The organism is Thalassiella azotivora (assembly GCF_054781695.1).
Genome location: NZ_BAAGTX010000003.1, coordinates 37,097 through 53,437, shown reverse-complemented (window position 1 = coordinate 53,437; position 16,341 = coordinate 37,097). Strand labels below are relative to the sequence as shown.

Genomic DNA, 16,341 nt, shown 5'->3' with positions numbered 1-16,341 from the left:
ATCCGGGCATCTCGCCCACGATGGCGGGATGAAGGCACTCACCTGGCAGGGAACCAAGGACGTCCAGGTCCGGGAGGTCCCGGACCCGCGCATCGAGCAGCCCACCGACGCGGTGATCCGCGTGACGAGCACCGCGATCTGCGGCTCCGACCTGCACCTCTACGAGCCGCTCGGCCCGTTCATCGAGCCCGGTTCGGTGCTCGGCCACGAGACGATGGGAGTCGTCGAGGAGGTCGGCTCGGAGGTCACCCACGTCAAGGCCGGCGACCGGGTCGTCATCCCGTTCAACATCTCCTGCGGCAGCTGCTGGATGTGCAGCCGGGGGCTGTTCGCCCAGTGCGAGACGACCCAGGTCCGCGAGCACGGCAAGGGCGCGTCGTTGTTCGGCTACACCGAGCTGTACGGCTCCGTCCCGGGCGGGCAGGCCGAGTACCTGCGGGTCCCGCAGGCGCACTTCGGCCCGATCAAGGTGCCGGACGGGCTGCCGGACGAGCGGGTGCTGTACCTGTCCGACATCCTGCCGACCGCGTGGCAGGGCGTCGTCTACGCCGACGTGGAGAAGGGCGGCACGCTGGCTGTCCTCGGTCTGGGGCCGGTGGGCCAGCTCGCGTGCCGGGTCGCCCGGCACATGGGCATCGAGCGGGTGATCGGCGTCGACCTGGTGCCCGAGCGGCTCGAGCTGGCCAAGCGGTGGGGCGTCGAGACGGTCGACATGAGCCAGGTGGGCGACGTGGCCGAGGAGCTGCTCGCCATGACGTCGGGTCGAGGACCGGACGGCGTGCTCGAGGCCGTGGGCATGGAGGCGCACGGCTCACCGGTCGCCAAGGCCGCCCACAAGGTCGTCGGGATGCTCCCGGACGCGCTCGCCAAGCCGATGATGGACAAGGTCGCGATCGACCGGCTGCACGCGCTGCGCACCGCGTTCAAGGCCGTCCGCCGCGGGGGAACCGTGTCGGTCAGCGGCGTCTACGGCGGCGAGGTCGACCCGCTGCCGATGATGGAGATGTTCGACCGCGGCATCCAGATCCGGATGGGCCAGTGCCACGTCAAGCGCTGGATCGACGACATCATGCCGGCGGTCACGGCCGACGGTGACCCGCTGGGGCTGGAGAGCCTGGCGACGCACCGACTGCCGCTGGCCGAGGCGCCGCACGCGTACGACGTCTTCCAGAAGAAGCAGGACGGGTGCATCAAGGTCGTCCTCAGCCCGTGACCCGGCGACCCGCGGTCGTGCTCGTCACCGGTGCGGGCAGCGGGATCGGACGTGCCACGGCGCTGCGGCTGGCCGGGCGCGGTGACCACGTCGTGCTGCTGTCCCGGGCTGCCGGGCCGCTGACGGAGGTGCGACGCGCGTGCACGGACGCCGGGGCGGCGTCCGTGCACGTCGTCGTCGCCGACGTCGCCGACGACGACGCGGTGCGGAGAGCCGTCCGCGAGGTCGTCGCCGAGCACGGCCGGCTCGACGGGGTCGTGCACGCGGCGGGGGTCGTGGCCTACGGACGGGTCGAGGACGTGCCCCCGCACGTGCTGGAGAGGGTGCACCGCACGAACGTGCTGGGCAGCGTCACCGTCGTCCGGCACGTGCTGCCCGTCCTGCGCGAGCAGCGGCGGGGTTCGGTCGTCCTCGTCGGGTCCCTGCTCGGGTCGATCGTGGCGCCCGGGATGGGCGCGTACGTCACCACGAAGTGGGCGGTCCGGGGGCTCGCGCGCCAGGTGCAGGTGGAGAACCGGGACGTACCGGGGGTCGGCGTGACCCACCTCGCACCCGGTGGGGTGGACACGCCCATCTACCGGCAGGCCGCCAACGTGCTGGGCGTGGTGGGCCGGCCCCCGCCGCCGGTCTCCTCACCCGAGCGGGTGGCCGCGGAGGCGGTCCGGGCGCTCGACCGGCCCCGGCGGCACGTGCGCGTGGGCCCGACGAGCCTGCTGACGGAGGTCGGCTTCACGGCGTTGCCGTGGCTGTTCGACGCGCTGGTGGGACCGCTGTTCGCCGTCGCCGCGCAGGACCCCCGCGAACGGGCCGGCGGTGAGGGCAACGTCCTCACCCCGCAGCCCGGGCTGGAGGGGCTGCGGGGTGGGCAGGGAAGCGCGTGGGTGTCGATCGCCACGACGTTGCGCGACCGTGCGGTGCAGGTCCTCAAGGGTTGACCCGGCCATGGTCAGGCCAGGGTGACCGTCACCGGGATGTTGCCGCGGGTCGCCGCGGAGTACGGGCAGACCGCGTGCGCGGCGTCGAGGAGCTGCCGGGCGGTGGCCTCGTCGACGTCCGGCAGCTCGACCTCGAGCTGGACGCTGAGGCCGAAGCCCGCACCGGCCCGGCCGATGCCGACGTGCCCGACCACCGCGGAGTCCGTGGTCGCCACCCCGGCCTTGCCCGCGACGAGCTTGAGGGCGCTGTGGAAGCAGGCGGCGTAACCCATCGCGAACAGCTGCTCGGGGTTCGGGCCGCCGCCGGGTCCGCCGAGCTCGGTCGGCACCGCCAGGTCCAGGCCGAGGCTGCCGTCGGCGAGCCGGACGGCACCGCCGCGACCGTCGCCGGTGGCGACCGCGGTCGTCGTGTACAGCGGCGTCAGCGAGGCCGGCTGAGCCGTCGCGGTGGTCTCGGTGGCGTCCTGCGCCGGGGACTGCGTCTGCGTCTGCGTCATGGAAGCAACGTACACGATGAGATCGTGGGCGTTGGGTATTCGTGCCCCGGCCGCGGACCGGCGCTGCGCCTAGGATCGGGGGCGTGGTGGACGCGACGGACCGCAGGCTGCGCCTGGACGACCAGGTCTGCTTCTCCCTGTACGCCGCGGCTCGCGCGATGACCGCCCGGTACCGGCCCCTGCTGGCCGACCTCGGCCTCACCTACCCCCAGTACCTGGTGATGCTGGTGCTGTGGGAGCACGGCCAGCGGTCGGTGCGGGAGCTCAGCGACGTGCTCGGGATGGACTACGGGACGCTGTCACCGCTGGTCCGCCGGCTGGAGTCCGCGGGGCTGGTGGAGCGACGCCGGCGCGCCGCCGACGAGCGGGTGGTCGACGTGCGGCTGACCGAGCGCGGCGAGGGGCTGCGGGAGCGGGCCGCGGACGTCCCCGAGGCGGTCGTCCGCGGGACGGACGTCCGCCGCCTCGCCGCCCTCAAGACGGTCCTGGACGACGTGCGCTCGGTCCTCGAGGAGCCGGCGGACGACGCGCACGCGCCGCCGGCCTGACGGCCGCTCAGCGCATGTCCCGGACCCGCACCGCGAGCGCCGAGACGTCGCGGACCCGCTGCTCGTAGCGCGCCCCGAGCGCGAGCAGGACGAGGCCGGCCAGCCCGAGCCCGACCCAGCGCGGCAGGCCCGAGTACACCTCGACCACCCACGGCCCGAGCTGCACCACGCCGTGCACGGCGAGCACGACCGCCCCGACGACGACCGGGGCCTGCAGGCGCCGCGCGGCCCCGGCGGCGACGACGACGGCACCGGCCAGCGCCAGCAGCCCGACGCGCACGGGGTGCGCGTCGGCGAACGAGGCCAGCAGCGCCGGGACCAGGAGCAGGGCGCAGCCGGAGCCCAGCCACGGCCAGGACGACGTGTCCTGGCCCGCCCGCCACCGCTGCACACCGACGACGAGCACGGTCAGCGCGAGCACGGTGGTGAGCAGCTCCACCGGGCCGGCCACGTCGTCGACGAGGCCGACCAGGACCGCGCCGCCCGCCACGACCAGCGGGCCTGCCGCGGCCGCCGTGGTCCTCGCCGCCACGGCCAGGGCGGCCGCGGCGCCGAGCACGGCGAGGCAGCGGGCCGCCGACACCACGTCGTCGGTCGCGGTGGTCGCCGGCGACGTGGCGACCACCAGCAGGGTGGGGACGGCCGCGACCAGCAGCACCGCCAGGGCGGGGGCGTGGGCCGGCACCGGCCACCGCACCGCCGGTCCACGGAGCAGTGCGCCCAGCGCGGGCACGAGGACGAGCGCCGCCGGCAGGGACCACGTCTCCGGCACCGACCAGTCGCCCGTCCAGGCGGCCCAGCCCGCCCCGGCGCCGACCTCGCCGGCGGCTCCGGCGGTGAGGTCGCCGCGCAGCGTCACCGGCTGGGCCGCGACGACGAGGGCGCGCACCACCGGTCCGGCCAGCGCGAGCAGCGAGGCGCCTGCGGCCAGCACCGCGGCGTCCGCGGGCCAGCCGTGCGCCGGTCGCGGCCGCGAGGCGGCCGCCGCCAGGGCGGTGGCGACGACCAGGAGCGCGGCGGGCCGCCACGGGGTCCCGGTGACGGCGCTGAGCGTCGTGGGCGCCACCAGCAGGGCCGTCGCGACCAGCGCCGCCGGCCCGAGCAGCCGCCGTCCGCGGTGGACGTCCCAGGCGGCCAGCCCGAGCAGCGCGAACGCCGTCGGCACGGTGTACGGCTCCACGGCCGTGATGTCGTCGACGGACAGCCGGGTCCACCACGTGAGCGTCCCCAGCGCCAGCGCGACCCAGCGCACGGGACGCCGCCGCGGCGAGACGGCGGTGGCGGCGGCGGCCACGGTGAGCACGAGCAGCGGCGGCCAGGCGTCCGCGGCCGACCCGGCCGCCAGCGCGAGCAGGAGCAGGACGGCTGTCACCGTCGCACCGGCCTCCAGCGCGCGCCGTCGCGGGTCGTCGAGGTCCCGCGCGCGCCGTCCGTGCCCGAGCGTCGTGGCGGCGACCGCCGCGAGCAGCACCACCCCCGCCGCGGCGAGCTCCGCGGGCAGCGGGGACCAGAGCCAGGACAGGACGACGACCCACCACGCCCCCAGCGGCGGTAGCGCGGCTGCGGCGGGTACCGCGCTGCTGCGCGCGCGAGACCCGGCGGTGCTCAGCAGGGTCGCGGCGGCCACGGCCAGGCCGACGAGGAGCTGTGGGCGGGGCTCGGTGTCCACGCCGACGGTGGTGACGGCCGCCGTCGCGAGCAGGGGCAGGCTGCCGGTGACGACCAGCGTCACCCGCTCCGGCGAGGTCAACCGGGGCAGGACGCCGACCGCGACGACGAGCGCCCCCGCCGCCGCACCGGCCACCACGCCGTCGGCGAGGTCGAGGCCGGCCCAGCGGCCGACGGCTCCGGCGCACACCATGGCCGCGGCCGAGGCGGAGGACAGCAGCAGTGGCGACAGCCAGGGGACGGGACGGCGGGCCGCGAGGAGCGCGAGCAGGGCGACCACGGTCACCGGCACCGACAGCCACTGCGACGCCCAGGCGGCGAGCACGGCGACGCCGAGCGCGACGCAGCCCGCCGTGACGAGTAGGACGGTGACGACGCGGCGTCGCGACCGCAGACCCACCACGACGGCGGTGACGGCGAGCAGCAGCTGCACCGCGACGGCCGCGCCGAGCGGGGCCCAGGGCTGCCACGGCACGGCCACGGCGAGCGCACCAGCGGCGGTGGCCGCCACCACGGGGCCGAGCCGGCGGAACGGGCCGACGGCGGCTGCGGCGGCGGTGGCGCCGCAGGTCACCAGGACGCCGAGCAGGCCGGCCGCGCGGGAGGCGGCGGACACGTCGTCCAGCGGCAGCGGGGCGGCTGCCCCGGTGGCCGTCCACCACCCGGTCGACCACGGCACCACCGCCAGGGAGGCACCGTGCACCGCGTGCAGGGCCGTCAGGACGAGGGCGGGCAGGCTGACGCCGAGCAGGGTGCCGAGCGCTCCGGCGGCGGCGGGCCGGAGGGGTCCGGCGCGCCGGGCGCCGTCCTCGTCCCGGCTGGGCAGGGCGCGGGACAGTCCCGCGAGCGGCAGCACCACGGCTGTTGCGGCGGCGACGAGCGTCAGCGGGGCCCAGGCGGTCGCGACGGCGTCCGCCGAGGAGGCCGCGGCGGCCCAGGCGGTGCCGCCACCCGCGGTCGCCCACCAGGCGACCGTGGCGGTGCGGCCACCCGACCCCGTGAGCCGTCGCACCGTCCCGTGGGCGACCGCCACCAGGACGGCGCCGAGGGCCACGGCGCCGGCGTGCCAGCCCGCGCCCGCGAGCGCGAGGCCGAGCGACGCCAGCAGCGCCAGGACGGTCGCGACGCCCGCGAGCACGCGCAGCGCGCCGCGCTCCGGGGCGAACGCGGTGCCCGGTGACGAGCCACGCGCGGCGGGGCCCTGCGCGGAGCCGTCCGCGACGGGGGAGACGAGGGCGGCGACCAGCAGGCCGGCGGCCAGCGCGCTCGCCGCCGTCCGGTCGCTGGAGGTGTCGACGGCCACCTGCGCACCGCCCAGGACGGGCGCCAGGGGCAGCAGCGCGGCAGCCGCGGAGACCGGGGTGCGCAGCCGGGTCAGGACGCCGAACGAGCCGAGGACGACACCGCAGCCCAGCGCCGACAGGGCGGCGTAGCCGGTCACGGGGACGCCGGTGCCCGCCAGGCCGGTCGCCCGGACGGCGGCGGCGTCGAGCAGCACCAGCACGGCGCCGACCGCTGCCACCGCCTCCGCCGTCGCGGTCAGCCCGGAGCGCCGGGCCAGCACGGCGCCGGCGAGGACCCCGGCGGTGGTGACGGCGACGACCACCGAGCGGCCGACGAGCCCGATGAGGTCCCAGGAGAAGGCGAGGAAGACGACGGCTGCGACGGCGAGGAGCAGCGCCCCGAGCCCGACGAGGAGCGTCTGCACGCCGAGACCGCGTCGCGCCGGACGCGTCGGCGCCGGAGCCGGCGGCGGGGGTGGTGGTGGGGGAGAGGCAGCGAGCGTGCCGGGGCCGGTCGCGCGGGCCGCGACCGGGGCGGGCCCGCGGGCCTGGGCGAGGTCGCGTTCGCTGCGCAGTGCGGCGACCAGCCGGTCGCGCTCGTCGAGGGCGCGGTCGGCGGTGAGGGACGCCTGCCAGAGCGCCACGGCGGTGGCCCCCCGCAGGTCGACCCGGCACGAGCCGCAGACCGGCCCCGCGAGCGGCGCGCCGCAGGAGGGGCACCGCGTGCGGTCGGCGAGCCGCGGACGCGGGGCCGGCCCCGGTGGGACGGCGGTCGCGTGAGGGGCGGTCGCGTGGACGTCGCGGCGGTCGGGGGTCGGCTGGTGGGGGGTCGGCTGGTCGGGCACGACGGTGAGCATGGCGGACGCCCGGACGCGCGTCGTGAGTGGTGCTACTCATCCCGCCGGGTGGACGAGCACGCCCGCGGTCCCCGGTGCGCCGGGGACCGCGGGCGGTGCCTGTCGGCTGCGGTGGCGGTCAGCGCGCGGTGTCCGCCTGCTCCGTGTGCGGCCGCGTCGGCTGGGGGACGGCCCGGCGGGCCTGCAGCGCGACGACGGCGACGACCGCGACGACGACCCCGACCACCGGGGGGATGAACCAGCCCGCCTCGTTGGACCACCAGGCGGCGAGCGCGGCCACGACGTACGCGCCGACGTTGCGCCACTCCACCGCGGGGAGCTGGGACGGCTCGAGCGCCATCCCGCCGCGCCAGCGGGCGAGCCAGTCGCCGATGACGACGCCGCCGAGCGGTGGGATGAGGATGCCGAGCCAGACGAGGTACTCGATGAGGTTGTCGTAGATGCCGGTCACGGCGAGCAGGGTGCCGATGACGACGCCGCCGACGACGAAGGGCTTCTTGCTGTGCGAGTCCGCGATCTCGGCGCCGGCGACCCCGAAGTTGTAGGCCGTGTTGTCGTTCGTCGTCCACAGGTTCAGGACGAGGAAGACCAGGCCCCACCCGACGAGGCCGAGCTGGTACAGGACCAGGACGAAGTCGCCCTCGCCGAACGCGAGTGCACCGACGGCCCCGAAACCGAGCATGAGCATCTCGCCGACGAGGAAGGCGACCAGGCAGGCCCAGAACCCGGACAGCGGCGTGCGGGCGAACCGCGTCCAGTTCGGGGCCTGCGTCCCGCCGGACGCGAACGTGCCGACCACGACGGTGACGGCCACGGCGAGGGTCATCGACCCGGTCGGCTCGATGGCGGCCAGACCCGACCAGCCGCCGACCTCGTCCAGGGAGCGCCACGTCACCCAGGCGGCGAGGACGAGCAGCATCGGGACCGACACCACCGACAGCGCGTACATGCCGCGGTAGCCGAAGTACGCGGTGACGCCCATGACCGCGCCGCCGGCGACCATGAGGAGCGTCAGCAGGCCGTCGCCCTCCCAGCCCATGGCGCTCATCGTCAGGGAGGCCAGGGTCGCGACGGTGACCCCGTACCACCCGACCTGCGTGCCGCCGAGCAGAAGGGACGACAGCTTGGACCCCTTGGTGCCCAGGGCGTACCGGCACATCATCACCGTCGTCAGGCCGGTGCGGGCGCCGATCCCGCCGATGGCACCGACGTAGACGCCGAGGACGGCGCTGCCGAGCAGCAGCACCCACAGCAGCGACCACGCGTCGAAGGCCGGGGCGATCTGCGCGCCGGCGAGCATCGTGGGCGTGAAGAACGTGAAGCCGAGCAGCACGACCGACAGCGAGAACAGCGAGCGCCGGGCGTGCCGCGGGACGGGCGTGATCGGGTAGTCGGGGTCGACGAGCTGCTTCGCGGTGGCCTTCTCGGCCCGGTTGAGGACGGACATCAGCGAACCTCCTGGGGTGAGGTCGGGGTGGGGGGCTGGTCGGTGCTGTCGCGGGTGCCGCTGTCGACGGGGACGCCGATGTCCTCGAACCAGACGTCGGGCCGCGCGGCGACGAACTCGTCCATGAGCGCCCGGCAGCGCTCGTCGTCCAGGACGACGACGTCGACGCCGTGCTCGGCGAGCCAGTCGTGTCCCCCGCTGAACGTGGTCGCCTCCCCGACGACCAGCCGGCCGATGCCGAACTGACGGACCAGGCCGCTGCAGTACCAGCAGGGCGACAGCGTGGTCACCATCGTCGTCCCGCGGTAGTGGGGCTGCCGGCCGGCGGCGCGGAAGGCCGCGGTCTCCGCGTGCACGGACGGGTCGTCGTCCTGCACCCTCCGGTTGTGGCCCCGGCCGAGCAGCGTCCCGTCGGCGGCGAACAGCGCCGCGCCGATCGGGACCCCGCCGGCAGCAGCGCCGCGGCGAGCCTCCTCGAGAGCCACCTCCAGCCAGCGCCGCGCCGTCGCGTCGTCCAGAGGCACCGGCGTCCGGTGCGTCTCGTTGCTCACTGCGCCTCCCGTCCTCGGTCCGCCGCGGGGCGGCGGGCCGGCTCGTGACCCGATCGGGTTGCCGGAAGGCTGGTCCTGGCGCACCACCGTCGGCAATGCTCGGACCGTCAGCAGTCGAGCGACCGGCTGCGGACGGTCTGTCGGGCGCGGAGGACCCGCGTCGAGGACGGGAGGCACCGTGTCACTCACCCTTCAGGAGTTCCTCGACCTGCCGTCGGTGCGCGAGGCGAGGCCGCGCGCCGTGACCCCCGTGCGGTCACCGCGGCGCCGTGTGCGGTGGGTGCACTCCAGCGAGATCTACGAGATCGGACCGCTGCTGTCCGAGGGCGACCTGCTGCTCACCACCGGCCTCGGGCTCGCCGGCGCGGACGCCGGAGCGCGCCGGCACTGGGTACGCGACCTCGCCGCGCGTGGTGTGGCCGCGGTGGCGCTCGAGCTCGGCCGGTCCCTGGCGACGCTGCCGGAGGAGGTCTCCGACGAGGCGCGTCGTCAGGGACTGCCGCTGCTCGAGCTGCAGGACGTCGTCCCGTTCGTGCGGATCTGCGAGGAGGCCAACAGCGCGGTGCTCGACGCCGACGGGCGGCGGTTGCGGGCGGTCGATGCGCTGGTCGGGCAGGTCCACACGGCCCTGGCGGCCGGGGGTGGGACGTCGGCGCTGGTGGAGTGCGCAGCCCGGCAGCTGGGAGCGCCCGTGGCGCTGGTGACGCGGGCGCAGCAGGTCGTCGCCGTGGCCGGGGTGGCGGGGGAGCGGGACACCGACCGGCTGCTGCGTCGGCCCGCAGCCCGGGCCCCGGTGCGCGTGTGGGACGTCGAGTGGGGCGCGGTGCTGCTCGGCCCGTGCGCCACCGACCCCAGGACCCTGGACCTTGCGGCGCCGCGCCTCGCGGGCGCCGCGGCGCTGGTGCTGGGGCGGGAGGGGGCCGGTGGGCCGTCGGACCTGGTGGCGCCGTTCCTGGCGGACCTGCTGTCCGGTGCGCTGACGGTCGAGCGCGAGGTGCTGGTCCGGGCCGGGCTGGCGGGGCTGCACCCGGCCCGCGGTGCGGCGGTCGTGGGGCTCGCGGCCACGTCGCCCGACCCCGACGCGGTGGTCGCCGCGTGGCGTCGCGAGGGGCCGGCCCACGGCGTCGACCTCGTCGCCCACCGGGTGCGCGGCGAGGTGCTCGGCCTGGCAGCGGCCGTACCCCACGACGGCACCCCCGACGTCGCCACCCGCGTCGCCCGGGTGGTCGTGGACGCACGCTGCGTCGTGACGGTGGGTCCGGCCGTCGCGCCGGCGGACGCCGCGCGGTCGGTGCAGGAGGCGCACGCCGCCCTGCCCACCGCGAACCTGCTCGGGCAGAGCCCGGCGCTGACCCGGGACCTGGCGCTGGCGACGCTGCTGGCGGGCACCGAGCCGGCGTCCCTGCAGCGGCTCGTCGACGACGCCCTCGGACCGCTCGTCGACTGGGACCGGGCGCACGGCAGCGACCTGGTGCGCACCGTGACGGTGCACCTGCGGCACGGGTGCAGCGCGACCCGCACCGCCCGCGTCCTGCACCTGCAGCGCCAGTCGCTGTACCAGCGGCTCGCCCGCGCGGAGGCGCTGCTCGGGCGCCCGCTGGACGACCCGGCGGGCCACGAGCACCTCGTGGTCGCGACGTGCGCGCACCGGCTGGCCGAGGCGCGTCGGCGGACGCGGTGACGGGACGGACGGGATGAGCGGGATGAGCGGAACGGGACGGACGGGATGAGCGGAACGAGCGGAGTGAGCGGGCTCGAGGTGACCGAGGTGGCGCCCGGGGTGCACGTCGCACGCACGCCCCTGGTCAACTGGGTGATCCTGCGCGACGGTGCCGACGTCACCCTCGTCGACGCGGGCTACCCCGGGGACAGCCGCCGGCTCGCGGCGTCGCTCGCGACGGTGGGCTGCCGGCCGGACCAGGTGGTCGCCGTCCTGGTGACGCACGCGCACGTCGACCACGTGGGGGGCATCCCGGCGTTGCGGTGCCGTGTCCCCGGCGTCCCGGTGCTGACGTCCCCGCGCGAGGTCGGGCACGTCCGCCGGGAGCGGCTGGAGCAGGCGTCGGCCGGCGGACTGCTACGGCACGCCCACCGGCCGGGGGTGCTCACCTGGTCGCTACAGATCGTGCGCGTCGGCGCGCTGAGCAGGGCCGGGGTGCCAGATGCCGAGGCGGTCCCCGTGGGCGTGCCGCTCGACCTGCCCGGCCGTCCGGTGGCTGTCGAGGTGCCCGGCCACACCACGGGCCACACCTGCTACCACCTGCCCGACGCCGGCGTGCTGGTCGCGGGCGACGCCGTCGGCACCGCCCACCCCACCTCGCCGTGGAACGGCCCGCAGGTGCTGCCGTCGGTGTTCCACCACGACCCGGCGCAGGCGGTCACGTCCCTCGACCTCCTCTCCGACCTGGACGCCGACGTGCTGGTCCCCGGTCACGGGCCGGTGCACCGTGGTGGCCTCGCGCGGGCGGTGACGCGGGCTCGGTCGACCGGTCCGGCGTGGTGACCGAGGCCCGCAGCTGGCTCCATGAGGACGTGGCTCCCTGAGGGGGCCTCCGCGCGGCGCCCGGCTCAGCTCGATGAGCGAGTGGGGCGTCGTCCCGCACGACCTCAGTCGACCCGCCTCGCGGCGGCGCGGCCCGCGGTGCGGCCGGAGAAGAGGCATCCTCCGAGGAAGGTGCCCTCGAGGGCGTTGTAGCCGTGCATCCCGCCGCCGCCGAAGCCGCTGACCTCGCCGGCGGCGTACAACCCAGGCACCGGCCGGCCCGTGGCGTCGAGCACGCTGCCGTCGAGGTCGGTGTGCAGGCCGCCGAGGGTCTTGCGGGTGAGGATGTTGAGCCGAACCGCGATCAGCGGCCCGGCAGCCGGGTCGAGCAGCTTGTGCGGGGTGGCGACCCGGATGAGCCTGTCGCCGCGGTACGTGCGGGCGCCGCGGATGGCGGTGACCTGGGCGTCCTTGGTGAAGGCGTTGTCGACCTCGCGGTCGCGTGCCTCGATCAGGTGCTGCAGCTTCACGGCGTCGACGAGGGGTTGCTCGGTGAGCCGGTTCATCCCGGCCACCAGCTCGGGGAGGGTGTCGGCGACGACGAAGTCCTCACCGTGCTGCGTGAGGGCCTCGACCGGGCCGGGAGCGCCGGCCTTGACCCGGGACAGCAGGAGCTTGAGGTCCTTGCCGGTGAGGTCGGGGTTCTGCTCGGACCCGGAGAGGGCGAACTCCTTCTCGATGATCTTCCGGGTGAGCACGAACCACGAGTAGTCGTAGCCGGTGCTCATCAGGTGCCTGAGGGTGCCGAGGGTGTCGAACCCGGGGAAGTACGGCGCCGGCAGCCGGTTGCCTTCCGCGTCGAGCCACATCGACGAGGGCCCGGGCAGGATCCGGATGCCGTGGTTGTCCCAGATCGGGTCCCAGTTGCGCAGCCCCTCGGTGTAGTGCCACATCCGGTCGGGGTTGATGATCGCGCCGCCGGCCGCAGCGGTGATCTCCAGCATCCGGCCGTCGACGTGCGCCGGGACACCGGCGACCATCCGCTTCGGCGGCTCGCCGAGACGGGCCGGCCAGGCCTTGCGAACGAGCTCGTGATCACCGCCGATGCCGCCCGAGGTCACCAGCACCGCCTGCGCGGAGTACTCGAACTCGCCGACCTCGACGCGGGAGGACGCTTTGCCGCGCCCGACCTGGGACGGCTCGAGGACCGCCCCGCGGACTCCTGTGACCGCACCATCCTGGGTGACGAGGGCGTCGACCCGGTGGCGGAACGCGAACACCACGCGCCCGTTCTCGGCGTGCTCGCGGACGCGCCGCTCGAACGGTGCGACCACGCCGGGGCCGGTGCCCCAGGTGAGGTGGAACCGGGGCACGGAGTTGCCGTGGCCGTCAGCGCGGCCGTCGCCGCGCTCGGCCCAGCCGACGACGGGAAAGAGCCGGTGGCCCATCTGCCGCAGCCAGGAGCGCTTCTCGCCGGCGGCGAACTCCAGGTAGGCCTCTGCCCATCGCCGGGGCCAGTGGTCCTCGGGGCGGTCGAACTGGGCGGAGCCGAACCAGTCCTGGGTGGCCAGCTCGAGCGAGTCCCTGACGCCCATCCGTCGTTGCTCGGGGCTGTCCACGAGGAACAGGCCACCGAGTGACCAGAACGCCTGGCCGCCGAGGGACTGTTCGGGCTCCTGGTCGAGCAGCAGCACCTTCTTGCCGGCGTCGGCGAGCTCGGCGGCTGCGACGAGTCCGGCCAGTCCGGCTCCTACGACGATGGCGTCGGCGTGCATGAAGCTCCTTGGTTGCGGTCGTGTGCGGGCGTGGCCAGCGGCTGGGGGCGGTGAGATCAGATCCCGAAGGTGGTGCGCGGGTAGGGCTGGTTGACATCGGTGATCACGTTGACCAGGTACGGCGTCCGCGCCGCGAACGCCCTGTCGAGGGCGGCTCCGATCCGGGTGGGGTCCGTGACGGTCTCGCCGCCGCCGCCGAGCGCCGTGACCACCTCGTCGTACGGTGTCTGCGGCGCGAGGTCCGCGGCGACGTCGTAGCCGTAGAGCATCTGCATCGGCTGCTTCTCCAGCCCCCAGGCGGAGTTGTTTCCCATGACCATCACCACCGGCAGGTTGTGCCGGACGAGGGTGTCGACGTCCATCAGCGACATGCCGGAGGCTCCGTCGCCGAGCAGCAGGACGACCTGCGAGGAAGGTCGCGCCACCGACGCGCCGATGGCTGCGCCGAGTCCGGCGCCCAGGCAGCCGAAGGGGCCGGGGTCGAGCCAGCAGCCTGGGTGCCTGGGTTCGACGTACTTGCCGGCGAAGGAGACGAAGTCGCCACCGTCACCGATCACGACCGCGTCGTCGGCGAGCCGGGGGAGCAGCTCGCCGTAGATGCGCGCAGGGTGGATCGGGTCGGCCTCGGCGCGCAGCAGCGCGTCGTCACGCTGGACCGCAGCCGCGACGGCGGACCGGAGCTCGGACACCCAGGCGCTCCAGTCCGGCTTGCGCCGCTGGCGCTCGAGCGCGGCGTGGAGGCCCTCGATCGCCATGCTCAGGTCGCCGTGCGCCGAGCCTGCGAGGTCCGCGTGCGTCGACAGCTGCGCCTGGCTGTCGGCGATGTGGACCACCGTGGCCGGCGGGGAGCCGTCGTTCGTGCCGAAGACCCCGTAGCCGAGGCGGAAGTCCAGGGGAGTCCCGATCACGATCGCGAGGTCGCAGGTGCCCAGTGCCGCCTTTCGTGCCTTGGTGACGTGCAGCGGGTGCCCGCCGGGCACCACGCCTCGTCCCATGCCGTTGGTCACGGCTGGGATGCCGATGTCCTCGACGAGCCTCAGGGCGGCCTCTTCCGCGCCGTCCATCCACACGTCGGAGCCGAGGACCAGCACCGGGCGGTGGGCCTGGCCCAGCAGGGCGGCGATCGCAGCGACCGCGTCAAGGTCGGGAACGCTCGGCACGGGCTGCGAGGGGACGGGTCGGGCCACGGTCGAGCGGGCGAAGAGCTGGTCCATGGGGATGTCGAGGAAGGCCGGACCCCGGTGCGGCGCGCCGGCAGCACGGAACGCTTCGTCCACCCCGCTCGCGATGCCGCCGGCGTCAGGCAGGGTGCGGGCCAGCTTGGCCACGAGCTGCAGGAGGGGCTGGTGGTCGAGCTCCTGGAGAGCGCCGGTTCCCCGGCGCTCCTGCGGGGCGCGGCCGCCGACCACGACGAGCGGAGCGCCGGAGAACTGGGCCTGCGTGATGGCGCTGACGCCGTTGGTCACGCCCGGTCCGGCGGTCAGGACCGCCAGGCCGGGCCTGCGGGTCAGCTTGCCGACCGCCTCGGCCGCGAACACCGCGCTCGCCTCGTGGCGGACGTCGAGCAGCCGCATGGCGGGGTCGGCGTTGACGGCCCCGTCGTACATGGGGAACACGTGCGCGCCGGAGAGGGTGAACATCGTGTCCACGCCGTGGGATGCGGCCACTGCGACCGCGTGGTCTCCACCGTGGCCCTCAACCGGTCGGTTACCGGCCGTCTCGACGGGTGCGGCCGGTGCGGGCGGCTGCGAAGCTCCGATCATGGGACGACGCTAGGTAGTGGATGTGTCCACGCGGATGCCCTCTCGCCACAAGAACGCCGTCCTGGGTTGTCACCGCCGTGACAAGAGCCGCCAGCGGAGCGCCGTCTCCAGCCGGTACCGTCCGTCCGGGTCTTCCAAGGCGTCGCCGAACAGGGTCCGCAGCTGACGGAGGCGGTAGCGGATCGTCTGCGGATGGGCGTGAAGGGACTCTGCCGTGGGGACGACGCGCCCTTGGTGCTGGAGCCAGGTGAGCAGCGTGTCCTCGAGGGTGCGGCGATGCCCCTGCGGGACCTGCTGCAGGGGGTCGAGGGCCAGCTCGGCGAAGCGGTCGGTCAGTCCCTCCTCCCAGCCGAGGACGAGGGTGAGCAGGTGGTCCGTGCAGACCACGAGTCCAGTGGCTTCGATGGCGCCGTTGTCGAGCAGCCGAAGGGCGCGGACGGCTTGGCGGTACGACTCCCGGGCCAGCGACAGCGGAACCGTGGACCCGAGCGCGGCGCGGCGTCCGGTGACCACTCGTTGCAGGTGCGTGATGCGACCGGCCGCGTCGGCTTCTGGAACGACCACGACGGCGGTGTCCTCGTGCGTGGCACCGATGCTGCCCGCGCCGATCATGCGTGCCAGCCGGTCTGCGTCGGTGCCCTCCACGAGCAGGACCCCGGCCCTGTCCGGGAGCTGCCAGCGAGCCGCCTCGGCGGCTTTCCGCTGGGCGTTCTCGTCGACGTGGGCTGACTGGATCAGGGTCAGCACGCAGCGTCGTCGGGTCATCCCGAAGTCGATGGAGGTGTGCTCCTGCTCCTCGAGGTAGCCCTCCGCTGCCGCGGCGGCGAGCTGGTCGAGGAAGGGGAACAGGGCGCCGGCGAGGACATGGAGATGGTCCGGCTCGATCTCCTGCGCCTTCCCGAGGTCCACCAGGACGGTCCAGATCGCCTGCGTGCCGGCACCCAGGGTGGACCGAAGCGCGTCGATGAACCGGCCGTCGCGGAACTCCTCCCGGCCGAGCTGTCGAAACACCTCGCGTGCCGGGCCGAGATCGTGCTCGGGGTCGGCGACGAGGTCCAGGAACTCGTCGACCGCGGCTCGCACGCCGGTCCGGACTCCTCGCCCGGCCGCGCCTCCCAGGGGGCGACCTTGGGTCTCCGACGAAGCCCGGGCGGCCTCCAGCACGTGTTCGAGCAGGACGCCCTCCGCCTCACGCAGTCGCTGCGCGACGGTCGGCGGCAGGGGGCCGAGAAGGCGCGGCATGTCGGCGTGGGGCGCTGTCATGGCCACCATCCTCCGCGATGTCGAGAGGGGCCGGTTTGTCATCGGGATGACAAGTCTTC

12 protein-coding genes are annotated in these 16,341 nt (G+C 75.2%); 5 read left to right on the top strand and 7 right to left on the bottom strand.

Features of this window, described 5'->3' with window-relative positions; all coding sequences use genetic code 11:
- The first annotated feature begins 28 nt into the window (after nt 1-28).
- A complete protein-coding gene (locus ACYVQV_RS02975; protein WP_461021774.1) occupies nt 29-1,213 on the top strand; it encodes a zinc-dependent alcohol dehydrogenase in 1,185 nt (394 codons plus the stop codon).
- Entirely contained in the window at nt 1,210-2,148 is a 939-nt protein-coding gene (locus ACYVQV_RS02970) for an SDR family NAD(P)-dependent oxidoreductase (RefSeq protein WP_461021773.1), read from the top strand. Before ACYVQV_RS02975 ends, ACYVQV_RS02970 begins: the two co-directional genes overlap by 4 nt.
- 11 nt (nt 2,149-2,159) lie before the next feature.
- Here ACYVQV_RS02970 and ACYVQV_RS02965 read toward each other — a convergent pair whose 3' ends face one another.
- Nucleotides 2,160-2,573 carry an organic hydroperoxide resistance protein gene (locus ACYVQV_RS02965; protein ID WP_461021925.1) on the bottom strand — a complete coding sequence of 138 codons (414 nt, stop codon included), beginning with the start codon at nt 2,571-2,573 and terminating at the stop codon, nt 2,160-2,162.
- Between the two features lie 155 nt (nt 2,574-2,728).
- Here ACYVQV_RS02965 and ACYVQV_RS02960 point away from each other — a divergent pair, with 155 nt between their 5' ends.
- The gene (locus ACYVQV_RS02960) at nt 2,729-3,193 is read left to right on the top strand and encodes a MarR family winged helix-turn-helix transcriptional regulator (RefSeq protein WP_461021772.1); all 465 of its coding nucleotides are present in this window, start codon (nt 2,729-2,731) and stop codon (nt 3,191-3,193) included.
- Nucleotides 3,194-3,200: 7 nt separating this feature from the next.
- On the opposite strand, the gene ACYVQV_RS02955 is transcribed toward ACYVQV_RS02960, so the two are convergent.
- The 3 genes from ACYVQV_RS02955 to ACYVQV_RS02945 form a co-directional block, all read right to left on the bottom strand.
- Nucleotides 3,201-6,989 (bottom strand): SCO7613 C-terminal domain-containing membrane protein, encoded by a 3,789-nt coding sequence (locus tag ACYVQV_RS02955; protein WP_461021771.1) that lies wholly within the window; start codon nt 6,987-6,989, stop codon nt 3,201-3,203.
- A 130-nt stretch (nt 6,990-7,119) separates the two neighbouring features.
- The gene (gene codB / locus ACYVQV_RS02950) at nt 7,120-8,448 is read right to left on the bottom strand and encodes a cytosine permease (protein WP_461021770.1); all 1,329 of its coding nucleotides are present in this window, start codon (nt 8,446-8,448) and stop codon (nt 7,120-7,122) included.
- Nucleotides 8,448-8,966 (bottom strand): nucleoside deaminase, encoded by a 519-nt coding sequence (locus ACYVQV_RS02945; protein ID WP_461021924.1) that lies wholly within the window; start codon nt 8,964-8,966, stop codon nt 8,448-8,450. Before ACYVQV_RS02945 ends, codB begins: the two co-directional genes overlap by 1 nt.
- A gap of 211 nt (nt 8,967-9,177) precedes the next feature.
- Between ACYVQV_RS02945 and ACYVQV_RS02940 the strand changes: the two genes are divergently transcribed.
- Together ACYVQV_RS02940 and ACYVQV_RS02935 are read left to right on the top strand one after the other, a co-directional pair.
- On the top strand, nt 9,178-10,680 hold the full coding sequence (locus ACYVQV_RS02940; RefSeq protein ID WP_461021769.1) for a helix-turn-helix domain-containing protein: 1,503 nt from the start codon (nt 9,178-9,180) through the stop codon (nt 10,678-10,680).
- 45 nt (nt 10,681-10,725) lie between these two features.
- Nucleotides 10,726-11,502 carry an MBL fold metallo-hydrolase gene (locus ACYVQV_RS02935; protein ID WP_461021768.1) on the top strand — a complete coding sequence of 259 codons (777 nt, stop codon included), beginning with the start codon at nt 10,726-10,728 and terminating at the stop codon, nt 11,500-11,502.
- A gap of 104 nt (nt 11,503-11,606) precedes the next feature.
- On the opposite strand, the gene ACYVQV_RS02930 is transcribed toward ACYVQV_RS02935, so the two are convergent.
- The 3 genes from ACYVQV_RS02930 to ACYVQV_RS02920 form a co-directional block, all read right to left on the bottom strand.
- Complete coding sequence (locus ACYVQV_RS02930; RefSeq protein ID WP_461021767.1) at nt 11,607-13,256, bottom strand: FAD-binding dehydrogenase; 1,650 nt, start codon at nt 13,254-13,256, stop codon at nt 11,607-11,609.
- A gap of 56 nt (nt 13,257-13,312) precedes the next feature.
- Nucleotides 13,313-14,923, bottom strand: coding sequence for an acetolactate synthase (locus ACYVQV_RS02925; RefSeq protein ID WP_461021766.1), 1,611 nt, complete (start codon nt 14,921-14,923; stop codon nt 13,313-13,315).
- A gap of 165 nt (nt 14,924-15,088) precedes the next feature.
- Nucleotides 15,089-16,282, bottom strand: a complete 1,194-nt coding sequence (locus tag ACYVQV_RS02920) for a PucR family transcriptional regulator (protein WP_461021765.1) — start codon at nt 16,280-16,282, stop codon at nt 15,089-15,091.
- Between the last annotated feature and the right edge of the window lie 59 nt (nt 16,283-16,341).

Excerpts from the sequence above, each read along its gene's own strand:
- ACYVQV_RS02975 (WP_461021774.1), top strand. The coding sequence starts at position 29 with ATGAAGGCACTCACCTGGCAGGGAACCAAGGACGTCCAGGTCCGGGAG.
- codB (WP_461021770.1), bottom strand. The coding sequence starts at position 8,448 with ATGTCCGTCCTCAACCGGGCCGAGAAGGCCACCGCGAAGCAGCTCGTC.
- ACYVQV_RS02935 (WP_461021768.1), top strand. The coding sequence starts at position 10,726 with ATGAGCGGAACGAGCGGAGTGAGCGGGCTCGAGGTGACCGAGGTGGCG.
- ACYVQV_RS02930 (WP_461021767.1), bottom strand. The coding sequence starts at position 13,256 with ATGCACGCCGACGCCATCGTCGTAGGAGCCGGACTGGCCGGACTCGTC.
- ACYVQV_RS02920 (WP_461021765.1), bottom strand. The coding sequence starts at position 16,282 with ATGACAGCGCCCCACGCCGACATGCCGCGCCTTCTCGGCCCCCTGCCG.